General features: G+C 68.5%; 18 protein-coding genes. 15 read left to right on the forward strand and 3 right to left on the reverse strand.

The window, feature by feature from the left end:
- The first annotated feature begins 14 nt into the window (after positions 1 to 14).
- The 3 genes from AB8P05_RS26460 (at position 15) to AB8P05_RS26470 (ending at position 4,272) form a co-directional block, all read left to right on the forward strand.
- A complete protein-coding gene (locus AB8P05_RS26460; RefSeq protein ID WP_455175416.1) occupies positions 15 to 440 on the forward strand; it encodes an OsmC family protein in 426 nt (141 codons plus the stop codon).
- Positions 441 to 781: 341 nt separating this feature from the next.
- Positions 782 to 1,879, forward strand: coding sequence for an ABC transporter substrate-binding protein (locus AB8P05_RS26465; protein ID WP_472761515.1), 1,098 nt, complete (start codon positions 782 to 784; stop codon positions 1,877 to 1,879).
- 8 nt (positions 1,880 to 1,887) lie between these two features.
- Positions 1,888 to 4,272 carry a sensor histidine kinase gene (locus AB8P05_RS26470; protein WP_472761516.1) on the forward strand — a complete coding sequence of 795 codons (2,385 nt, stop codon included), beginning with the start codon at positions 1,888 to 1,890 and terminating at the stop codon, positions 4,270 to 4,272.
- Between the two features lie 33 nt (positions 4,273 to 4,305).
- Here the strand turns inward: AB8P05_RS26470 and AB8P05_RS26475 are convergent, their stop codons facing one another.
- Entirely contained in the window at positions 4,306 to 4,557 is a 252-nt protein-coding gene (locus AB8P05_RS26475; protein ID WP_455175419.1) for a hypothetical protein, read from the reverse strand.
- Between the two features lie 372 nt (positions 4,558 to 4,929).
- On the opposite strand from AB8P05_RS26475, the gene AB8P05_RS26480 reads away from it, so the two are divergent.
- The 6 genes from AB8P05_RS26480 to AB8P05_RS26505 all read left to right on the forward strand — a co-directional run bounded on the left by AB8P05_RS26480 (position 4,930) and on the right by AB8P05_RS26505 (position 10,688).
- Entirely contained in the window at positions 4,930 to 5,634 is a 705-nt protein-coding gene (locus tag AB8P05_RS26480) for a Crp/Fnr family transcriptional regulator (RefSeq protein WP_472761517.1), read from the forward strand.
- A 276-nt stretch (positions 5,635 to 5,910) separates the two neighbouring features.
- Positions 5,911 to 6,723, forward strand: coding sequence for an ABC transporter ATP-binding protein (locus AB8P05_RS26485; protein WP_472761617.1), 813 nt, complete (start codon positions 5,911 to 5,913; stop codon positions 6,721 to 6,723).
- On the forward strand, positions 6,713 to 7,585 hold the full coding sequence (locus tag AB8P05_RS26490) for an ABC transporter permease (RefSeq protein WP_472761518.1): 873 nt from the start codon (positions 6,713 to 6,715) through the stop codon (positions 7,583 to 7,585). Before AB8P05_RS26485 ends, AB8P05_RS26490 begins: the two co-directional genes overlap by 11 nt.
- Complete coding sequence (locus AB8P05_RS26495) at positions 7,582 to 8,697, forward strand: ABC transporter permease (RefSeq protein WP_472761519.1); 1,116 nt, start codon at positions 7,582 to 7,584, stop codon at positions 8,695 to 8,697. Before AB8P05_RS26490 ends, AB8P05_RS26495 begins: the two co-directional genes overlap by 4 nt.
- A gap of 56 nt (positions 8,698 to 8,753) precedes the next feature.
- Entirely contained in the window at positions 8,754 to 9,770 is a 1,017-nt protein-coding gene (locus AB8P05_RS26500) for an ABC transporter substrate-binding protein (protein ID WP_472761520.1), read from the forward strand.
- 159 nt (positions 9,771 to 9,929) lie between these two features.
- Positions 9,930 to 10,688: a GntR family transcriptional regulator gene (locus AB8P05_RS26505; RefSeq protein WP_472761521.1), complete on the forward strand. Its 759-nt coding sequence runs from the start codon at positions 9,930 to 9,932 to the stop codon at positions 10,686 to 10,688.
- A 35-nt stretch (positions 10,689 to 10,723) separates the two neighbouring features.
- Here AB8P05_RS26505 and AB8P05_RS26510 read toward each other — a convergent pair whose 3' ends face one another.
- Positions 10,724 to 11,170: a methylglyoxal synthase gene (locus tag AB8P05_RS26510; protein WP_455175425.1), complete on the reverse strand. Its 447-nt coding sequence runs from the start codon at positions 11,168 to 11,170 to the stop codon at positions 10,724 to 10,726.
- Positions 11,171 to 11,614: 444 nt separating this feature from the next.
- Between AB8P05_RS26510 and kduI the strand changes: the two genes are divergently transcribed.
- The 3 genes from kduI to AB8P05_RS26525 all read left to right on the forward strand — a co-directional run bounded on the left by kduI (position 11,615) and on the right by AB8P05_RS26525 (position 13,700).
- A complete protein-coding gene (gene kduI, locus AB8P05_RS26515; RefSeq protein WP_472761522.1) occupies positions 11,615 to 12,451 on the forward strand; it encodes a 5-dehydro-4-deoxy-D-glucuronate isomerase in 837 nt (278 codons plus the stop codon).
- Positions 12,452 to 12,477: 26 nt separating this feature from the next.
- The gene (kduD, locus tag AB8P05_RS26520) at positions 12,478 to 13,251 is read left to right on the forward strand and encodes a 2-dehydro-3-deoxy-D-gluconate 5-dehydrogenase KduD (RefSeq protein WP_455175679.1); all 774 of its coding nucleotides are present in this window, start codon (positions 12,478 to 12,480) and stop codon (positions 13,249 to 13,251) included.
- 71 nt (positions 13,252 to 13,322) lie between these two features.
- On the forward strand, positions 13,323 to 13,700 hold the full coding sequence (locus AB8P05_RS26525; RefSeq protein ID WP_149222911.1) for a cupin domain-containing protein: 378 nt from the start codon (positions 13,323 to 13,325) through the stop codon (positions 13,698 to 13,700).
- Between the two features lie 44 nt (positions 13,701 to 13,744).
- Here AB8P05_RS26525 and AB8P05_RS26530 read toward each other — a convergent pair whose 3' ends face one another.
- On the reverse strand, positions 13,745 to 14,527 hold the full coding sequence (locus AB8P05_RS26530; RefSeq protein WP_455175680.1) for a GntR family transcriptional regulator: 783 nt from the start codon (positions 14,525 to 14,527) through the stop codon (positions 13,745 to 13,747).
- A 310-nt stretch (positions 14,528 to 14,837) separates the two neighbouring features.
- Here AB8P05_RS26530 and uxaC point away from each other — a divergent pair, with 310 nt between their 5' ends.
- From uxaC to AB8P05_RS26545, 3 genes are all read left to right on the forward strand, one after another.
- Positions 14,838 to 16,238, forward strand: coding sequence for a glucuronate isomerase (gene uxaC / locus AB8P05_RS26535; protein WP_472761523.1), 1,401 nt, complete (start codon positions 14,838 to 14,840; stop codon positions 16,236 to 16,238).
- Between the two features lie 251 nt (positions 16,239 to 16,489).
- Positions 16,490 to 18,013: a UxaA family hydrolase gene (locus AB8P05_RS26540; RefSeq protein ID WP_472761524.1), complete on the forward strand. Its 1,524-nt coding sequence runs from the start codon at positions 16,490 to 16,492 to the stop codon at positions 18,011 to 18,013.
- A 41-nt stretch (positions 18,014 to 18,054) separates the two neighbouring features.
- Entirely contained in the window at positions 18,055 to 19,047 is a 993-nt protein-coding gene (locus AB8P05_RS26545; RefSeq protein WP_472761525.1) for a DMT family transporter, read from the forward strand.
- Positions 19,048 to 19,051: the final 4 nt, after the last annotated feature.

Genomic DNA, 19,051 nt, shown 5'->3' on the forward strand with positions numbered 1-19,051 from the left:
GGGGAGACACCGACATGGCGATGCGGCAATCGGACGCCGAATGGCGCGGCGACCTGAAATCGGGCAGCGGGACGATGCGGCTGGGCAGCGGCGCCTTCGAGGGCGCCTATTCCTTCCCGTCGCGCTTCGAAAACGGACAGGGCACCAACCCGGAGGAGCTGATCGCCGCGGCACATGCCGGCTGCTTCTCCATGGCGCTGTCGGCCGGGCTCTCCCAAGCCGGCCACCCCCCGACCCGCGTCCACACCACCGCCAAGGTCCATCTGGAGAAGGCCGGCGCCGGCTTCGCCATCAGCCGGATCGAGTTGGAGTGCGAGGCCGAGATCCCCGGCATCGACGACGCCGCCTTCCAGGAACAGGCGGCCGGCGCCAAGGCCAACTGCCCGGTGTCGAAGGCGCTCGCCGGCACCCAGATCAGCCTGACCGCCCGACTGGTCTGATGCCATAGCGACCGATGCGCCGTTCGATGAGCGAATGGCGCATCCCCTTGCTCCCTCGGTCCCTTGGCGTGCCGTCCACGATAATAAACGGCCCGACAGGCATGAACCTGCCGGAACGGCAAGGGGTCGTCCGCGCCGCCGCTCGGCCGAAGGGCAGATTGACCCCGCCGCTTCCGCCCACCCATAGTGCCGCGGTCCGCGCGCGGAAGCTCCGTCTTCCGTCCGCCGTATCAATCGAACGACGGACAATGTTTGCCGCAGCCATCCGCCTTCTTAAGCCAGCGCTTCTTCTGCTTGCGCTCGCATGCGCAACGCCGGCCGCCGCGGCCGGACCCGATCCGGTGATCCTGGCGCTGGACGGCGAATTCGGGTTGAGCAACAGCACCTCGGCCGAAGCCATCGAGCGCGGAATCCTGACCGCCATCGACGACATCAACCGCCAGGGCGGCGTGCTGGGCGGCCGGCCGCTGGCCCTCATCACGCGCGAACACCGGTCGATCTCCGCCCGCGGCATCAAGAACATTCGGGAACTCGCTACCATCCCCGACCTGATCGCGGTGTTCGGCGGCCGGTTCAGCCCGGTGGTGATCGAGGAGCTGCCGATCCTGCAGCAGACCCGCACCCTGTTCCTGGCGCCCTGGTCGTCGGCGGACGGCATCGTCGACAACGGGATGGAGCCCAACTACATCTTCCGCCTGTCCTTGCGCGACGGGCTGGCCATGCCCTTCCTGCTGAGCCGCGCGGCCGACCGCGGGCTGACCCGCGTCGGGCTGCTGCTGACCAACACCGCCTGGGGACGCTCCAATCTGGAGGCGGCCAAGCGCCATCTCGCCGGGCGCGACAGCCCGGCCATGGTCGGCACCGCCTGGTACAACTGGCGCGACCGCTCGTTGATCGACAAGTACGAGGAGCTGGCGGCCGCCGGCGCCCAGGCGATCCTGCTGGTCGCCAACGACGACGAGGCCGCCGTGCTGGTGCGCGAGGTGGCGGCCCTGCCGCCCGGCCGGCGGCTGCCGATCCTCAGCCATTGGGGCGTCACCGGCGGCGATTTCGTCGGTCAGGCCGGCCCGGCCCTGCAGGAGGTCGACTTCTCCGTGATCCAGACGGTCAGCCCCTTCCGCATCCCGCCCGAACGGCTGGCGCCGGTGCTGGAGACCGCCGGGCGGCTGTTCGGCATCCACCGGCCGGAGGACATCGTGTCGCCGGTCGGCTTCCTGCACGCCTACGACCTGACCCGCATCCTGGCGCTGGCGATCGACCGCGCCGGCACCACCGACCGCGCCGCCGTGCGCAACGCGCTGGAGCAGGTCGGCCCCTATCGCGGGGTGATCCGCGATTTCGACCGCCCCTTCGCCCCCGGCCGGCACGAGGCGCTGGGACCGGGCGACCTGCTGATGGCGCGCTTCCGCGCCGACGGCGTGCTGGTCCCGGTGGAGTGAGCGCGCCGATGACCGGACCCGATCCCTACCGCCCCCCGAACGGCTCCGTTTCCCCGAGCGCCGCCCCCAGCGCGGCGCAGCGGATGCTGACCTCCGGCCGGCTGGCCCGCCGCTTCGCGCTGGTGTCGCTGATGCTGGGCGTGCTGATCGCCATCCTGATCGGCGCCAGCCTCTATGTGGTGTCGAGCCGCCATCTGGCGCGCCAGCACCTCGCCAATGTGGAGGCGAACGCCAGCCTCGCCGCCCGCCAGACCGAAGGGCTGCTCGACACGCTGGTCACCACCATGCGCGAGCTGGCCGAGAACAGCGTGCTGGCCACGGCGCTGGTCGATTCCGCCGGCAAGGAAACCTATCTGGTCCCGTTCCTGAGCAGCTTCGACCACATCGCCAGCGTGCCGCTGGCGATCGTCTTCACGGATTTCGAAGGGGACCAGATCGCCAACAACGGGCGGCAGACCGGTACGCTGACCATCACCGCCGCCGACATGGCCTGGCTGCGCGCGGCCATCGCCGCCGGGAGGCCGGCGGCCACCGTGATCCACCAGGGCGGCACCCATTTCCTGCTGGCGGCGGAGATGCTGGTCTATTCCCGCACCAGCTCGCCGGAAGGGGCGCTGCTCTACAAGGTGCCGCTCGACGCCCTGGTCCTGCATCCGGAGGCGGAGCTGCTGCACACGGCGGAGCCGCCGCCGCCGCTGGAACCGGACATGATCGCGGTGACCGTCCCGCTCACCGTGCCGGACCGGCTTTCGGCGCTGGGACTGCAGCTGCGGCTGCAAGCACCGGGCACGCCGGCCACCGCCCTGTTGTCCTGGATGCTGCCGGCCTATGGGCTGGTCGCCCTCGCCGCCCTGCTGGCGATCTATATCGGCAGCCGCGCCGTCGGCATCCACATGACGCGCTCCCTGCGCGAACTGGAGCGGCTGGCCGGCTCCATCGCCACCGACGGCTTCACCGGACAGCGCGCCCGGGTGCGCGGCAACGACGAGGTGTCGGCACTGGCCCGCGGCTTCAACGCCATGCTGGACCACATCGCGGCGATCCAGCGCGAGCGCGAGATGCGCGCGGCGGAGGAGATCACCATCCAGCGCACGCTGGCCGAACGCGCCGAGCAGGCGCGCGCCGAAGCCGAAAGCTCCCGCAACGAGGCGGAGCGCTCGCGGCAGGAGGCGGTGATGGCGCTGATGGTGGCCGAGCGAGCCAATGCCGCCAAGACCCATTTCCTGGCCGCGGCCAGCCACGACCTGCGCCAGCCGGTGCAGTCGCTGGTCCTGCTGACCTCGGCGCTGGCGCTGCGGCTGGGCGACCATCCCGCCTCGGCGCTGGTCGGCAGCCTGGAGGCGTCGATGGACGCGCTGTGCCGGCTGCTCGACGCCATCCTGGACATCTCGAAGCTGGATGCCGGCACCGTCTCCCCCAATGTGCAGACGGTGTCGCTGGGCTCCATCTTCGCGCGGCTGGAGGAGGAGTACCGGCTCCGCGCCGCGGAGAAGGGCATCGCCTTCCGCAGCGTTCCCACCGACGTGACGCTGACCGCCGACCCCGCCCTGCTGGAGCGGATCATCCGCAATCTGGTGGAGAACGCCCTGCGCTACACCGACCGGGGCCGCATCCTGCTGGGCTGCCGCCGCGGCCGCGGAACCCTGCGCATCCAGATCTTCGACACCGGCATCGGCATTCCGCCGGAGCATCTGGAACGCATCTTCCACGAGTTCTACCAGATATCCAACCCCACCCGCGACCGTGGCAAGGGGTTGGGGCTGGGGCTAGCCATCGTCGACCGGCTGGCGCGGCTGCTGGGATACCGGGTGCATGTCGCGTCCCGGCCCAACCGCGGCTCCTGCTTCACGCTGGAGATCCCGATGCCGGCCCAGTCCGCACCGGCCCCCGCCCCCGCGGCGGAGACGGCGGAGCAGGCGCCGGAACCGGGGCGCGGCATCGCGCTGGTGATCGACGACGATCCCCTGGTGCGCGAGGGGCTGACCCTGCTGATCGAGGATCTCGGCTGGCGGGCCATCGCGGCGGACAGCGCCGGCCATGCGCTCCGCCTGCTGCGGGAGCAGCCGCGCCCGCCCGATCTGGTGATCGCCGACTACCGGCTGGAAGCAGGGGCCACCGGCCTGCAGGCCATCGGCGCGGTCGAGGCCGCGCTGGCCGAGCAGGGCCACCCATCGCCGCTCAGCGTCGTGCTGACCGGCGACACCGCGCCCGAACGCATCGCCGACGCCGAGGCCAGCGGCTACCGCATCCTGCACAAGCCCATCGCCGCCAAGGAGGTGGCGCAGCTGCTGAGCGATGCGCTGCTGGACGGGGCAGCCACCGCGCGCCGCCCCATCCGCGGCCAGGCACCCGGAGACGCCGGCCACCGCGATTCGCCCATCCTGCAGGGCTGAGCGCGCCGGCCGGCCGCCTCCCGCGTCCCGGTCCTAGCCACGTCCGCGCTGGATTTGCCCGGCGGCATCGACCTGCAGGGCGAGCCGCTCGATGACGCGCAGCGCCATCTCCTGGCGGCGCGCCGGGTCCCATGTTTCCTGCCGCAGATGGGCCGCCGCCGCGTCTTCCAGCGCGCCCCGCGCCTCCTCGACCGTGAAGAGGCCCTTTTCAACCATCGCGATCACCAGCGATTCACAAATCGAGAGAGCGGCCATGCCCGCCGCCTCTTCCTCCGCCGTCATCATGCCCCCCGTCTGGTTGCTTCCTGCAATGCCCCGTCGTCGGTGTTGCCCGTCCGACATCGCCAAAGGCATAGGAACAACAGCGGGGTCTGTGGCGCGTCACACCACGTCGGAGAAAAATATCCGGCCGCTTAACCTATGTTGTAGCCCTATTTGCCGAAAGCCTTAAACGTTCGAGATGACGCGGAACCGGTTGAACTTCGCATCCGTTCATCAAGGCGCTAATATTAGGACAAAGAAGGCAAAGAGACGATCATGACTCGCGCCCCGGCGAGCCGCGCCCTCGAGCCCACTCCATTGTGGCTCAAATTGAGCAGCTACCTCGTTCTGTCGGATGAGGAGAAATCGTACCTTGCCGATTTGGAAAGGACGATCGTGCGCGAACCGCCCCGGACGGATCTTCTCCAGCAGGGCGAAAGATACCGGGATGTCCGCATCATGCGCGACGGCTGGGCGATCCGTCACAAGGCCTTGCCGGACGGGCGGCGCCAGGTCGTGAATTTCGTCCTGCCCGGCGATCTGATCGGCATGTACTGCACGCTGTTCGAATCCGCCGACCACAGCGTCACCACCCTGACCGCGGTGGAGGTGGCGAGCTTCCAGCCCGAGCGGATCGGCGAGCTGTTCCGCTCCTTTCCGCGCCTTGCCGCCGCACTCGCCTGGTCCGGCGCGCGGGAGGAGGCCATCGTTGCCGAACGCCTGCTCAGCCTGGGGCGACGGACGGCGCTGGAGCGCACCGCCCACCTGATCGTGGAGCTTCTGCGCCGGCTCAGCATCGTCAACATGGCGACCGACGGGCATTTCGTGCTGCCGGTGACGCAGGAGATCCTGGCCGACGCGCTGGGGCTGAGCATCGTCCACATCAATCGTACCCTCCGCCGCCTGCGCGACAGCGGCCTGATCGAGCTGAACGGCCAGCGCATCACCGTCAACGACGTGCGCCAACTCGCCTCCGTCGGCCAGTTCGACGAGCTGTACCTCCATCTGATCCGCGCGCCCCGCCGCCTGGAACGCGCCTTCTCCGCCCCCCGGCACCAGAACGGCGCCCACCAGAACGGCGAGGAGAGGCCGAAGGCGTAACCTTGCCCAAGGCCGGCCCCTTGCCCGAAAATTGACCAGCGGAACAAGTTCGGCCCGAAAATTGTGCGGAGGCCGGACGTGCGCGCCGGCCGCGCGCTGTCCATACCGTCAGTTCCTGTCCCGCAAGACAGGTTTTTCAACCGTAGAATCAAGCCGCTACAGGTGGAGCATGGCCCGGCCGCAAGGGCTGGCTCGCTTCTTGCTCCCGTCCCCCGCGAGAGACGCCAACGCGAAGGGACGAACGCCGTGCCAGCCGCCCAGCCCGCACCGCTCACTCTGGTTCCGCCGGCCGCCGAACCGGCGCCGCGCACCATCGTCGACATCCGCAACCTGACCCTGACCTATCAGGCCGCCGACCATCCGGTCTACGCGCTGAGCGACGTCAGCCTGTCGATCGCCAAGGGCGATTTCATCTCGCTGATCGGCCCCAGCGGCTGCGGCAAGACCACGCTGATGCGGGTGGTCGCCGACCTGGAGCAGCCGACCTCCGGCGAGGTGACGGTCAACGGCATGACGCCGGAACAGGCACGGCTGAAGCGCGCCTACGGCTATGTCTTCCAGGCTCCGGCGCTCTATCCGTGGCGCACGGTGGAACGCAACGTCATGCTGCCGCTGGAGATCATGGGGCTGCCCAAGGCCGAACGCCAGCAGCGCGCCCGCGCGCAGCTGGACCTCGTCGGGCTGTCCGGTTTCGAGCGCAAGTTCCCCTGGCAGCTGTCCGGCGGCATGCAGCAGCGGGTGTCCATCGCCCGCGCCCTTGCCTTCGACCCCGACCTTCTGCTGATGGACGAGCCGTTCGGCGCGCTGGACGAGATCACCCGCGACCACCTGAACCTGCAGCTCACCCGCCTGTGGCTGGAGACGCGCAAGACCTGCATCTTCGTCACCCACTCCATCGCCGAAGCCGTGTTCCTGTCCACCCGCATCGTGGTGATGAGCCCGCGCCCCGGCCGCATCCTCGATGTCATCGACTGCGACCGCGACCTGCCGCGCGAGCGCACGTTGGACATCCGCGAAAGCCCGGAGTTCCAGCGGATCGCCCACCGCGTCCGCGAAGGGCTAATGGAGGGCCACAGCTATGACGACTAAGGACTCCGTGCCGGTGGCCGCGATGGCGCTGGCGGTGCTAGTGCTGTGGTACGCCGGTGCGGTCTGGCTGAACGCGCCGATGGCGGCGGACGCGCTGACCCGCGCCGGCCGCGACTGGACCACCGCCGACCTGATCCGCGCCACACTGGCGATGAAGCGCCCGATCCTGCCGACGCCGGATCAGGTGGCGCTGGACCTCTACGCCTCCCTGACCGGCCATCCGGTGACCAGCATCCGCAACCTGATCTACCACACCGGCGTCACCGCCGGGGCGGCGCTGGCCGGCTTCGGCATGGGGGTGGTGCTGGGCGTGGCGCTGGCGGCGGGAATCGTCCAGGCGCGCACGCTGGAATCGAGCCTGCTGCCCTGGGTCATCGCCTCCCAGACCGTGCCGATCCTGGCCATCGCGCCGATGATCGTGGTGATCCTCGGCAACCTGGGCTTCACCGGCCTGCTGCCCAAGGCGATCATCGCCATGTATCTGTGCTTCTTCCCGATCACCATCGGCATGGTGAAGGGGCTGCGCTCCGCCGATCCGCTGACGCTGGACCTGATGCGGACCTACAGCGCCGGGACGGCCCAGACCTTCCGGCTGCTCCGCCTGCCGGCCTCCTTGCCCTACCTGTTCACCAGCCTGAAGATCGCGGTCGCCGCCAGCGTCGTCGGCGCCATCGTGGCGGAGCTGCCGACCGGCGGGCAGGCGGGGCTGGGCGCGCGGCTGCTGTCCGGCTCCTACTACGGCCAGACCGTGCAGATCTGGAGCGCGCTGGTGATGGCCGCGCTGCTGAGCGTCACGCTGGTCGCGGCCGTGGGCCTCGCCGAACGGGCGCTGGTACCGGGCGGCCGGGGAGGTGCGCGATGAGTCGCTCCTTCATGGCGCACCCAAATATGGCGCCTTGGCCGCTGGTGATGCTGGCCGCCCCGCTGCTCCCCTTCGCCGGGCTGGACGGCACCGCCCTGTTCCTGCCGCAACTTCCCATCGCGCTGGCACTCTTCGCCATGACGGTCGCGGCGATCCTCGCCCGCCGCCTGCCCGCCTCCGGCCTGGGCGAGGCCCTGCTTCTGCTGGCCGGGGTCGCCGCCGCCTATGCAGCGCCGCTGGTCCTGCTGAAGCAGGGCTATGGCCTCGCCCAGGCCGGCGGCCTGTGGGTCTACTTGGCCGGCGCCACCCTGCTGCTGTGGCGGGTGCTGGCCCTGCTGGCGGAGGTCCGCGGTCCGGCGTGGCTGGCCGGCCCCGCCCTGTTCGGGCTGGCGCTGGTGATGCTGTGGGAGATCCTGACCCGCGGCTTCCAGGTGCCGACCATCCTGCTGCCTCCGCCGAGTCTCGTGCTGAGTGCCTTCACCGTCCATGCCGCCGATCTGTGGGACGATTTCAGGCAGACGGTGCTGATCTCCGTCCTGCGCGGCTATCTGATCGGCTGCGGCGCCGGTTTCCTCGTGGCGATCCTGGCCGACCGGGTGCCCTTCCTGGCGCGCGGGCTGCTGCCGCTCGGCAACCTCGCCAGCGCGGTGCCGGTGGTGGGCATCGCCCCGATCATGGTGATGTGGTTCGGCTTCGACTGGCAGTCCAAGGCAGCCGTCATCGTGGTGATGACCTTCTTCCCGATGCTGATCAACACCCTGGCCGGGTTGCAGAGCGCCGAGCGCATCCAGCTTGACCTGATGCGGTCCTACGGCGCCGGCTACTGGCGCACGCTGGCGATGCTGCGGCTTCCCTGCGCCTTGCCCTTTTTGTTCAACGGACTGAAGATCAACTCAACCTTGGCCCTGATCGGGGCCATCGTCGCCGAGTTCTTCGGGACGCCGGTGGTGGGGATGGGCTTCCGCATCTCCACCCAGGTCGCCCGGATGAATCTGGATGTCGTGTGGGCGACCATCGCCGTCGCAGCACTCACCGGATCGCTGCTCTACGGCGCATTGGCGCTGGCGGAGCGGCATGTCACCGCCTGGCACCCGTCTTTGCGCAAACGCTGACCGACTTTCCGTCCTTCAAGCCAAACCAAACTCCAGCCAGAAGAGGATCGACCGCGATGAAGACCCTTGCCTCCGCCGTCCTGCTCGCCGCCACCGCGCTCACCGGCCTCGCCGGCTGGGGGGTGCCGGCCGCCGCCGCCGATGCGCTGACGCTGCAGCTGAAATGGGTCACCCAGGCCCAGTTCGCCGGCTATTACGTCGCGGCGGCCAAGGGCTTCTACAAGGACGCCGGGCTGGACGTCACCATCAAGGCCGGCGGCCCCGACATCAACCCGACCCAGGTGATCGCCGCCGGCGGCGCCGACGTGATCGTCGACTGGATGCCGTCGGCGCTGGCCAGCCGGGAGAAGGGCGTGCCGCTGGTCAACATCGCCCAGATGTTCCAGAAGTCCGGCATGATGCTGACCTGCCGCAAGGACGCCAACATCAAGGATCCGAAGGACTTCAAGGGCAACACGCTGGGCGTCTGGTTCTCCGGCAATGAATATCCGTTCCTGTCCTGGATGAGCAAGCTGGGCTACTCCACCTCCGGCTCCAACCCCGACGTGAAGGTGCTGAAGCAGGGCTTCAACGTCGATCCGCTGCTGCAGAAGCAGGCGGCCTGCATCTCCACCATGACCTACAACGAATATTGGCAGCTGATCGAGGCCGGCATGAAGGCCGACGAGCTGACCGTCTTCAAGTACCAGGACCAGGGCGTCGCGACGCTGGAGGACGGGCTCTACGCCACCGAAAAGGCGCTGTCCGATCCGAAGGTCGTCGCGAAGCTGGCGAAGTTCGTGAAGGCTTCCGCCAAGGGCTGGGAGTATGCCGCCAAGAACCAGGCAGAGGCGGTGAAGATCGTGCTGGAGAACGACACCACCGGCGCCCAGACCGAGGAACACCAGACCACCATGATGCAGGAGGTCGCCAAGCTGATCGAGGGCGGCGCCAAGGGCACCGGCTATCTCGACCCGGCCGACTTCGACCGCACCGTCAGCATCCTGATGTCCGGCGCATCGGCCCCGGTGATCTCCAAGAAGCCGGAGGGTGCCTACAGCCACGCGGTGTTCGACGCGGCGGCGAAGCTGTAATGCTGTTGGCGGTCGGGACGATGGGGCGGTGCGCCCTCCCGTCTTCCCGACCGCACAAGACAGACGTGCATTTCTTTCGGCAAAAGACTTTCCGCATGAGGAGGGCAAGAGATATATTAGTAAGCACGGCGTCACGCCGCTGACATGGATGGATCGAACATGGACACCAACGCGGGCGATATGAATCTGGCGGACGCGACCGCACCGGTGCGCCGCCGCCGCCGCCGGCCCGCCAGCGCCACCGCAAGGCCAGCCAACCGCGGCGCCACCGTGTCCGGCACCATCTACCGCGACCTGCGCGACGACATCGTCTCATTGCGCCGCAAGCCGGGCGAACCGCTGATCGAGAAGGAGGTGGCGGATACCTACGGCGTCAGCCGCACGCCGGTGCGCGAGGCGATGCTGAAGCTGGCCGACGAAGGGCTGGTGGAGGTGTTCCCGCAATCCGGCACCTTCGTCGCCCGCATCCCCCTGAGCGCCCTGCCGGAGGCCATCGCCATCCGCCGCGCGCTGGAGGAGGCGACGGTGCGCTATGCCGCCGAACAGGCGACCGGCAGCCAGGTGGCCCGCCTGCGCGCCAACCTGGAACTGCAGCGGGAAATGGAGGAGGCCGGCAACTTCGACGGCTTCCACGATGCCGACGAGGATTTCCACGCCCTGCTGGCGGAGATATCCGGCTATCCCGGATTCTGGACGGTGACCCAGCAGGTGAAGCGGCAGGTCGACCGCTACCGCCATCTGACCCTTCCGGTCGCCGGACGGATGAAGAAGGCCCTTGCCGAACACGGCGCCGTCGTCGAGGCCATCGCCGCCCGCGATCCGGACCGCGCCGTCGCCGAACTGCGCCGCCACCTGACCGACCTTCAGCTGGGCATCGCCGACGTCCAGCGGACCAACCCGCATTACTTCACCAGCTGATGAGGTTCACCAGCTGATGGGGCGGCCTGCCGCCCTCACACCTTCCGCGTCTCGTAATCGGTGAAGCTCGCTGCGCGCGGGACATAGCCGCCGGCGAAATGCGGCGAGGACACGATCATGTCGGCGGTGGCCTCGTTGCAGGCCATCGGGATGTTGTACAGCGTGGCGAGGCGGGTCAGCGCCTTCACGTCCACGTCGTGCGGCTGGGCGGTCATCGGATCGACGAAGAAGACCAGCAGGTCGATCCGCCCTTCCGCGATCATGGCGCCGATCTGCTGGTCGCCGCCGAGCGGACCGCTCTTCAGCGGGGTCACGTCCAGGTTGGGATGGGCGGTGCGCACCTTCTGGCCGGTGGTGCCGGTCGCCCAATAGGCGTGCCCGTCGAGCGCCGCGATGTTGGCGCCGATCCAGGCGATGAGATCCGCCTTGCGGGCGTCATGGGCGACAAGGGCGATGCGCTTGCGGGGCTGCTGGGCGGTCATGGACTGGTCTCCGGAAAATGCCTCCATACTGATATATTAGATTGGGCACAGGCGCAACGCGGGGGCTGTGCCCGGCCAAGGCCTATCGCCTTTGGGATTCGAGCGACGACTTTCCGTTACTGAAGCCCTTCTCCCCTTGCGGGAGAAGGGTTGGGATGAGGGGTACGGCGGCCGCAGGCCGTTGGAATCTCAAGGTTTGCGCCCCTCACCCCAATCCCTCTCCCGCAAGGGGAGAGGGGCTTTGTTTGCGGACGAAATCCCGTAAGCGATAGCCCTGCCCAACCAGCCGGGAACCGCATCCCCGCAATTATGTCGCGCATTCTCCGTTGGCTGAAATGTCCGGTCTTCCATCATTAGAGCTTGCCCGTTTTACTAGTATATTAGTATGATCGGGACAGACTCGCCGGAGCGCCGGCCATCCCGAAATCGAAGGACCTGATCGCCATGAAAATCTCCGTCCGCCACGCCTCCCACCCCGATGCGGTGCGCAGCTTCGATTCCGAGACGCTGCGCGACCATTTCCTGGTTCCGACCCTGTTCGAGGCGGACGAGACCGTCTTCACCTACAGCCACATCGACCGTTTCGTCGTCGGCGGCGCCATGCCGGTGGCCGGCCCGGTCAAGCTGGTGTCGTCCAAGGAGATCGGCTCGCCCAACTTCCTCGACCGGCGCGAGCTGGGCGTGGTCAATGTCGGCGGCGCAGGCCGCGTCACCGTCGATGGCGCGGTGTTCGAACTGGCGCCGCGCGACGCGCTCTATGTCGCGATGGGCAGCAAGGACGTCACCTTCGAAAGCCTGGACCGCCGCGAGCCGGCCAAGTTCTACCTGAACAGCACGCCGGCCCATGCGCGGTTCGAGACGATGAAGATCTCCATCGGGCAGGCCAAGGCCGTGCATCTGGGCGACCCGGCCCAGTCGAACGAGCGCACCATCTACCAGATGATCCACCCCGACGTGGTGCGCACGGCGCAGCTGGTGCTGGGCATGACCGTGCTGAAGCCGAACAACATGTGGAACACGATGCCGTGCCACACCCATGACCGGCGCTGCGAGGTCTATTTCTACTTCGACCTGCCGGAGGACGCCCGCGTCTTCCACCTGATGGGCGAGCCGGAGCAGACCCGCCACATCGTCGTCGCCAACGAGCAGGCGGTGATCTCCCCGCCCTGGTCGATCCATTCCGGCGTCGGCACCCGCAACTACACCTTCATCTGGGCGATGGGCGGCGACAACCAGGACTTCACCGACATGGACTTCGTCGCCATGGACCGCCTGCGCTGAGGCCCGAGGCAGCCATGACCGGATCCATGACCAAGTCCTTCGATCTGTCCGGCCGGACGGCGCTGGTCACCGGCGCCAACACCGGCATCGGTCAGGCCATCGCCGTGGCGCTGGCCGAGGCCGGCGCCGACGTGGCGGTAGCCGGCCGCACACCGCCGGTGGAAACTCAAGGGATGGTGGAGCGCGCCGGCCGGCGCTTCGTCGCCATCTCCGCCGATTTCACCAGCATCGAACCGGTTCCCCGCATCATGGAGGAGGCGGTCGCCGGGCTGGGGCATATCGACATCCTGGTCAACAATGCCGGCATCATCCGGCGCGCCGATTCCATCGACTTCAGCGAAGCCGACTGGGACGACGTGATGAACGTCAACATCAAGTCGGTGTTCTTCCTCTGCCAGGCGTTCGGCCGCCACGTCTTCGCGCGCCGGGCCGCGGGTGAGGACGCCAAGGGCAAGATCATCAACATCGCCTCGATGCTGTCCTTCCAGGGCGGCATCCGGGTGCCGTCCTACACGGCCTCCAAAAGCGGCATCGCCGGCATCACCAAGCTGCTGGCCTGCGAATGGGCGGGCAAGGGCATCAACGTGAACGCCATCGCGCCCGGCTATGTCGAGACCAACAACACCACGGCGCTGCGCGCCGACGAGACGCGCAATGCCGAGATCCTGGCGCGCATTCCGGCCGGGCGCTGGAGCCTGCCGTCCGACATGGCCGGCCCGGCGGTGTTCCTGGCCTCCGACGCCTCGGACTATGTCCACGGCATCACCCTGCCGGTGGATGGCGGCTGGCTGGCGCGCTGACGGGAACCAATCCCCGCCGCTGCCCCCGTCCGGGGCGGCGGCGGGACCTCAGGGAAGAAGGAAGAAGACCAATGACCACCGACGTGTTCGTGACCGCGGACGACATCCCGTGGCAGGATCTGGGCGACGGGGTGCGGCGCAAGATCCTCGGCTACAACGATGCCATGATGATGGTGCGGGTGGAGTTCGAGGCCGGCGCCATCGGCGCGCAGCACCGCCATCCGCATGTCCAGTGCGCCGTGGTGGAGAAGGGCTCCTTCGACGTCACCATCGACGGCCGCACCAAGCGGCTGAACACCGGCGACGGCTATATGGTGCCGTCCAACGTCCTGCACGGCGTGGTGGCGCTGGAGCCGGGCGTGCTGCTCGACATCTTCACGCCGATCCGCGAGGACTTCCTGGGCGAACCGGTGGCCTACGCCGCCGCGGCCGACGCCACCCAGGCTTGACCGGCACCGGACAAGGGGGCCGGGCCGGCCCCCTTGTCCTCGGTTCAGGCCCGGTCGCCGGGTGCGGTGAAATAGCGCGGATAGTCGCGGCGGATATCGGCGACCGAGATCTGCAGGTCGTCCAGATGCTCGTCCAGCGCCTTGATGGCGGCCGCCGGGTCGTTGGCGGCGATGGCATCGACGATGGCGGTATGCTCGGCGATCACTTCGGCGACGCGGCCGAGCACCGGCAGGGTCAGCAGACGGTAACGGTCGATCTGCACCTTCGTCTGCTGGATCAGCGTCCAGAATCCGGGATAGCCGGCGATCTCCGCGACCAGCGCGTGGAACGCCTCGTCCGCCTGATGGAAGCCTACGAAATCTGCGGCCTCCTGCTTCTCCTTCTGCAGCTCCAGGTTGGCTCGGAGCGCTGCGATCTGGCTGCGCGTGGCACGCGCCGCGGCATAGCGGACCGTCGCCTCTTCCAGCGCCTTGCGAATGGCGAAGGCTTCCGGCAGGCCGTCCAGCGGGATGCGGGCGACGAAGGTGCCGGATTGCGGGAAGATCTCGATCAGCCCCTCGTCGGCCAGCTTCAGCACCGCTTCGCGCACGGGTGTTCGGCTGACGCCGTAAGCCTCGGCGATCTGCTTTTCGGCAATGGCATCGCCGGGCTTGCGCTTCAGCGAGACGATCTCGCCCCGCAGGTCGCGGTAGATGCGCGACGCCACGGTCGCGGCACGGCGCGGCGGCCGGACCGTCGCGGCCGGCACCGCGGCGCGCCGGGTGGTTGCAGAGGCCAGGCCGCCTTCATCGTCTGTCGTCGCGACCTTCTTCACCGATGGCTCCATTCCGGCAGGCATGTAACGGGCCGACACTCTTCCGACCCCGGGACGTTCCTCATGTCCTGCAATCTACCCGCCCCGCTTCGCCAAGGTCAAACCCATCGCCAGCGCCTTGGCCGAGCTTTCGCACGGATCGGGTGCGGCGACTGGGCGCAGCCTCCACGGGCACCGGCGCGCCGTCACGGGAACGATTGGGCTTGCAATCTAATCTGATATATTAATATTATACGACCAGCCGGTAGGGACGGTCCCCCGCACGGACCCCGCCTTCTCCCCACCCTGCTTTTGTCACTCTCTTGCAGCGCAGAGGCTTCCGATGCTTCACCCCGACCGTCTGTTCCCGAGCGACCCGACGCAGCGCGCCATCGCGCGGCGCCTCTACGGCGAAGTCAGCGCCCTGCCGATCATCAGCCCGCACGGCCACACCGACCCGTCCTGGTTCGCAAAGGACGAGGCGTTCCCCGACCCGGCGAGCCTGTTCGTCAAGCCCGACCATTATGCCTTCCGCATGCTGTACAGCCAGGGAATTCCGCTGGAGCAGCTGGGCGTGCCGCGCAAGGACGGCGGGGAGACCTCGACCGACTCGCGCGCCATCTGGCGCCTGCTGGCTTCCAACTGGCACCTGTTCCGCGGCACGCCGACCTCGATGTGGCTGACCCACGCCTTCGAGACCGTGTTCGGCGTCACCGAGCGTCTGAGCGCGGCCAGCGCCGACCGCATCTACGACCAGATCGAAGCGTGCCTGCGCAAGCCGGAATTCCGTCCGCGCGCCCTGTTCGAACGCTTCAACCTCGCAGTGCTGGCGACCACCGAATCGCCGCTCGACACGCTGGAACACCATAAGGCGATCCGCGAGAGCGGCTGGAAGGGCCGGGTCATCACCGCCTTCCGTCCCGACCCGGTCGTCGATCCGGAGTTCGAGGGCTTCCGCGAGAACCTCGCCGAGCTGGCCCGCATCACCGGCAAGGACACCGCGACCTGGGACGGCTATCTCGCCGCTCTCGCCGACCGCCGCCAGTATTTCAAGAGCTTCGGCGCCACCTCGACCGACCACGGCCACCCGACGGCGGCGACCGCCGATCTGGCTCCCGCCGAAGCCGCCAAGCTGTTCGACATCGTCCGCCGCGGCGGCGCCACGGCCGAGGAGGCCGAGCTGTTCCGCGCCCAGATGCTGACCGAAATGGCGCGGATGAGCCTGGAAGACGGTCTGGTCATGCAGATCCACCCCGGTTCCTTCCGCAACCACAACAACCTGGTGTTCCAGCGCTTCGGCCGCGACAAGGGTGCGGACATCCCGAGCGGCACCGAGTATGTGCGGGCGCTGAAGCCGCTGCTCGACCGCTTCGGCAACGAGCGCGACCTGACCATCATCCTGTTCACGCTGGATGAGGACAGCTATTCCCGCGAGCTGGCGCCGCTGGCCGGCCATTACCCGGCTCTGCGCGTCGGCCCGGCCTGGTGGTTCCACGACAGCCCCGAGGGCATGCGCCGCTACCGCGAGATGATCACCGAGACCGCCGGCTTCTACAACACCGTCGGCTTCAACGACGACACTCGCGCCTTCTGCTCGATCCCGGCCCGCCACGACGTGTCGCGCCGCGTCGATTGCAGCTTCCTCGCCCGTCTGGTGGCCGAACACCGGATGGAAGAGGACGAGGCCGCGGAACTGGCGGTCGACCTCGCCTACCGCCTCGCCAAGAACGCCTACAAGCTGTGATTGGTTGAACCTCCCTCTCCCGACCCGGGAGAGGGAAGGGGCCCATGCGGAGCATGGGAAGGGTGAGGGGTTGGGCACGGAGCCATGCGGTTCGGGAGTCTTGGCCGCCCCCTCACCCTCCCCACTTCGTGGGTCCCCTCCCTCTCCCGGGGCTCTCAGCGGATCTTCGATCCGCCTGACGCCGTCAGCACGAACTTCGTTCGTGCGAGAGGCGGGAGAGGGACCATCTAGTCTCCTCAAGGACACCCTCCATGGCATCGCTGACCATCCGCCTGCACCCCGCCGACAACGTCGTCGTCGCCGGCGCCGACCTGGAGCCCGGCATCACCCTGCCCGGCACAGAAGTCGCGACCACCGGGCCGGTGCCGGCCGGGCACAAGGTCGCGGTGCGCGCCATCGCACTGGGCGAACCGGTGCGCAAGTACAATCAGGTCATCGGCTTCGCCACCGCGGCGATCCAGCCGGGCGACCATGTCCACGTCCACAACATGGGCATGGGCAGCGATTTCGAGCGCGACTACGCCTTCGGCGCCGACGTCCATCCGGTGGAACCGATCCCGGAGGCCGAGCGCGCCACCTTCCAGGGCATCGTTCGCCCGGACGGCCGCGTCGCCACCCGCAACTACATCGGCGTGCTGACCTCGGTGAACTGCTCCGCCACCGCGGCGCGGATGATCGCCGACCATTTCCGCGGCTCCGCGCTGGCCGCCTATCCCAACATCGACGGCGTCGTGGCACTCACCCACGGCTATGGCTGCGGCATGGCCGGCAGCGGCGAGGTGATGGACACCCTGCGCCGGACCATCGCCGGCTACGCCCGCCACCCGAACTTCGCTGCGGTGATCCTGCTGGGTCTCGGCTGCGAGGTGAACCAGATCGACAAGCTGATGGAGGCCACCGGCCTTGAGGCCGGTCCCCGCGTCATCCCCATCGGCATCCAGGACATGGGCGGCACCGCCGCGGCGGCCCGCGAGGGCATCCGCCGGATCGAGGCGCTGCTGCCGGAGATCAACGACGTCACCCGCCAGACCCTGCCGGCCAGCCACCTGACGCTGGCCCTGCAATGCGGCGGCTCCGACGGCTATTCGGGCATCACCGCCAACCCGGCGCTGGGCTATGCCGTCGACCTGCTGGTCCGCAACGGCGGCACCGCGGTGCTGAGCGAGACGCCGGAGGTCTATGGCGCCGAGCATCTGCTGACCCGCCGCGCCATCCGCCGCGAGGTGGGCGAGGCGCTGGTCGAGCGCATCGGCTGGTGGGAGGAGTACACCAGCCGCACCGGCGGCGAGATGAACAACAACCCGTCGCCCGGCAACAAGAAGGGTGGCCTGACCACCATCCTGGAAAAGTCGCTGGGCGCGGTCGCCAAGGGCGGCACCACCCCGATGACCGCCGTCTACCGCTATGCCGAGCCGATCACCGACAAGGGCTTCGTCTTCATGGACACGCCCGGCTACGACCCGGTGTCGGCGACCGGGCAGGTGGCGGGCGGCGCCAACGTGCTGTGCTTCACCACCGGCCGCGGCTCGGTCTTCGGCTGCAAGCCGACGCCCAGCCTGAAGCTGGCGACCAACAGCACGCTTTTCCGCCGGATGCCGGACGACATGGACATCGATTGCGGCGCCATCGCCAGCGGCGACGCCACGATCGAGGAGGTCGGCCGCGCGATCTTCCAGCTGGTTCTCGACACCGCGTCGGGCCGCAAGACCAAGAGCGAGGAACTCGGCGTCGGCGCCGATGAATTCGCACCTTGGCAGATGGGAGCGGTTATGTAAGGGGTCCGCCCCTTTTCCATGACCGATGACGAGCCGGCGCCATGCCAGACAGCACCCACCCGCGCACCGATGCCGAAGCCGGTCCCGAACCGGTGAACGCTCCGCAGACGCCGATCCAGCCGACGGTCAATCCGGCGGCCGGATCGGGTTCCAAGGGCACGGAGCCGATGCGGGCGATCCTGCTGGTGGTGCTGGCGGTGGCCTGCCTGTCCTGCTCCGACGCCACGGCGAAATATCTCGCCCGGACCCTGCCGCCGGCCGAGATCGCCTGGATGCGCTATGTCGTCTTCACCGCGCTCGTGATGCCGCTAGCCTTGCGCGGCGGCTCGCTGCGGGTGCTGAAGACGACGCGGCCGGGGCTGCAGGTGCTGCGGGGCCTGGGCATGCTGGGCTCGGCGCTGTTCTTCATCATGGCGATGCAGCATCTGCCGCTGGCGGAGGCCGCGGCGATCAGCTTCGTCTCTCCCGTCTTCGTCACCGTGCTGTCGATCCTGCTGCTGAAGGAGACGGTCGGCATCCGCCGCTGGGTGGCGCTGCTGGTCGGGCTGGCCGGCGTCATCATCGTCATCCGGCCGGGGGCGGACGGCTTCCAGGCCGCCTCGCTGCTGCCGATCCTGACCGCCTTCAGCTGGGCTCTGGGGCTGGTGGCGACGCGCAAGATGACGGTGCAGGAGAACCCGCTGACCACCATGGTGTGGAGCGCGCTCACCGGCCTGATCGTGCTGACGGCGCTGCTTCCCCTGCATGCGGCATGGCCGACGCCGTGGGAGATGCTGCTCGGGGTCTTCATCGGGCTGGTCTACACGCTGTCGCAATGGCTGCTGATCCTGGCCTACCGACAGGGCGAGGCATCGGTGCTGGCGCCCTTCACCTATGTCCAGCTGATCTGGTCGACCGCGCTGGGATTCCTCGTCTTCGGCGCGGTTCCCGACCATTGGACCTTCGTCGGCACCGGCGTGATCATCGCCAGCGGCCTCTACACCGCGCACCGCGAACGGTTGCGGGCACGGGAACGCCGATTAGCGGCGTCATGACTGA

The organism is Azospirillum sp. VT-I1, assembly GCF_055698305.1.